Annotated in this window: 2 protein-coding genes; both read right to left on the bottom strand. The window is 73.2% G+C overall.

What is annotated here, in order from left to right:
• Positions 1-42: 42 nt before the first annotated feature.
• Positions 43-1,212: a type III polyketide synthase gene (locus tag FOE67_RS22770; RefSeq protein ID WP_182666714.1), complete on the bottom strand. Its 1,170-nt coding sequence runs from the start codon at positions 1,210-1,212 to the stop codon at positions 43-45.
• A gap of 25 nt (positions 1,213-1,237) precedes the next feature.
• A complete protein-coding gene (locus FOE67_RS22765; protein ID WP_228474185.1) occupies positions 1,238-2,392 on the bottom strand; it encodes a cytochrome P450 in 1,155 nt (384 codons plus the stop codon).
• Between the last annotated feature and the right edge of the window lie 56 nt (positions 2,393-2,448).

Here is a 2,448-nt window from a genome sequence, read left to right as displayed (position 1 = left end):
GAGGGTGGGACGGGTCCGGGGCGGGAGCGCCGGCGGGGCCCGTCAGGTGTCGGCGGCCACCCCGGCGCCGGCCGGGGTGCGTCCGGCTCCCTCGGCGGGCACGGCGCCGTTGGCCGGGGTCGGCAGTCCGGCCCGGGCGCGCAGGGTCTCCCCCCGCGCCGGGGCTCCGACGGTCCACCGTCCCAGCGCGCTCTCGGCGGTGATACCGGGGCCGAACCCGGCGATCAGACCCCGCGCGCCGTCCTCGACCCCGCCGTCCTCGAAGAGCCGGTCGAGGGCGTCGAAGACGACCGAGCTGGCGATGTTGCCGCGTTCGGTGAGGGTGGCGCGGCTGTAGCGGAACATCGCGGGCTCCACCTCCAGGAACCGGCACAGATCGTCCAGGATGCGGGGGCCGCCCGCGTGCACGATGTAGAAGTCCAGCTCGGAGGCGTTCCAGCCGTGTTCCCCGGCGAGGGTGAGCAGGGCGGGGGCGAGCATGGACATGGTGCCGGGGACCCGCTTGTCCAGCAGGAAGTGGAAGCCGGTGTCCCGGACGGCGTAGGAGATCCAGCTCTCGGTGTCGGGGACGAGGTGCGAGCCGTTGCGCTCCAGCCGGACGCCGGTGCCGCCCTCGCCGCGCACCACGGCGCAGGAGACGGCGTCCCCGAACAGGCCGTTGGACAGCAGCGATCCGACGCCCAGGTCGGTGGGTTGGTAGAGCAGCGAGCAGAACTCGCAGGAGACGATGAGGACGTTGCTCCCCGGATAGGCGGAGACGAAGTCGTGGGCGCGGTTGACGGCGGCCCCGCCGGCGGCGCAGCCGAGCTGGGCGATGGGGAGTTGGCGGGTCTCCGGGCGGAAACCCATGGTGTTGATCAGCCACGCGGTGAGCGAGGGCATCATGAAGCCGGTGCACGAGACGTAGACGATGAGGTCGATCTCGCGCCGGTCGAGGTCGGCGTGGGCGAGCGCGCGGGAGACCACGGCGGGGACGCGGGCCTTGGCCTCCGCCTCGTAGACGGCGTTGCGGCGGGTGAAGCCGGGGTGGCGCAGGGTCTCCTCGATGGGTTGGACGATGTGCCGGGTCCGCACACCGGTGTTCTCGATCAGCCTGAGGACCAGGGGCAGTTGGGAATGGTCGGCGTGCGTGGTGCGCGCGAGATCGAGGGTCTCCTCGCGGGTGATGACGTGTTCCGGCACGGCGACGGCGGGGCGACAGAGCGTGGGCATGGGGGTGTCCTTGGGTCCCTTCCGGTCACCAGGCGACGGGGAGAGCGAGCGGGAAACGCCAGATGGAGCTGGTGTTCCACTCGATCTCCCCGGCGGGGACGGCGAGTCTCAGCGAGGGGAAGCGGGCGAAGAGGGAACCGATGGCGACCTCGAGCTCCATGCGGGCGAGGTGGGAGCCGAGGCAGTGGTGGGAGCCCCAGCCGAAGGCCATGTGGGAGGGTCCCTCGCGGTCCGGGTCGATCTCGTCGGGCCGCTCGAAGGCGGCGGGGTCGCGGTTGGCCGCGAGGTAGGAGACGTGGACGGTCTCGCCGGCGCGGATGGTGACCCCGCCGACCTCGACGTCCTCGGTGGCGACGCGCGGGATGCCGACGCCCTTGCGGAAGGGGATGAAGCGCAGCAACTCCTCCAGCAGCCGGGGCAGGGAGTCGGGGTCGGCGAGGAGCTTGGCGCGGGGTTCGGGATGGGTGAGCAGGGTGTGGGTGATGTTGCTGATCTGGTAGGTGGTGGTGTCGTGGCCGGTGAGCAGCAGCACCATGCCCATGACGGCCAGCTCGTCGTCGTCCAGGACCTCCTCGCCGTCGCGGGCGGCGGCCAGGGTGCTGAGCAGGTCCTCGCCGGGGACGCGGCGGCGGGTGGCGGTGAGGTCGGCGAAGTAGGCGCGCAGCTCGGCCTTGGCGCGGACGGCGGCGTCCCGGTCGGGGTTGCCGACGGTCATCAGGGCGATGGCGTCGCGGCGCAGCGCGGGCCGGTCCTCCTGCGGGATCTCCAGCAGGTCGCAGATGGTGGTCATGGGGAGATGGGCGGCGAGGTGGGCGGCGACGTCGGCGGGCGGGCCGTGCTCGGCCATCGTGTCGAGCAGGCCGTCCACGGTGCGTTGGGTGTGCGGGCGCAGCCGCTCCACGTGGCGGGCGGTGAAGCCGCGCGAGACGAGGCGGCGCAGCCGGGTCAGCTCGGGCGGGTCGAGGAGGTTGATCGACTCGTCCTGCACGATCGGGGCCGGGGTCATGCGGGGGAAGTCGCGGCCGATGACGGCGGCCCGGCTGAACCGGCGGTCGGTGGTGACCAGCCGGACGTCCTCGTAGCGGGTGGCGAGCCACGCCTCGCCCTCGCCGTGGGCCATGCGGATGCGGGTGAGGGGGGTCTCGGCGGCGAGGCGGGTCAGCTCGGGGTCCGGGTCCAGCGCGGTGACGTCGGTGAAGGTGCAGCGGGGGGTGTCCGGGTGCGGGGCCCCGGGGG

The sequence above is a fragment of the Streptomyces calidiresistens genome (assembly GCF_014141525.1).
GTDB lineage: Bacteria > Actinomycetota > Actinomycetes > Streptomycetales > Streptomycetaceae > Streptomyces > Streptomyces calidiresistens.
Note: the sequence above shows the minus strand (reverse complement) of the source record. Positions and strands in the feature narration are given on the sequence as shown.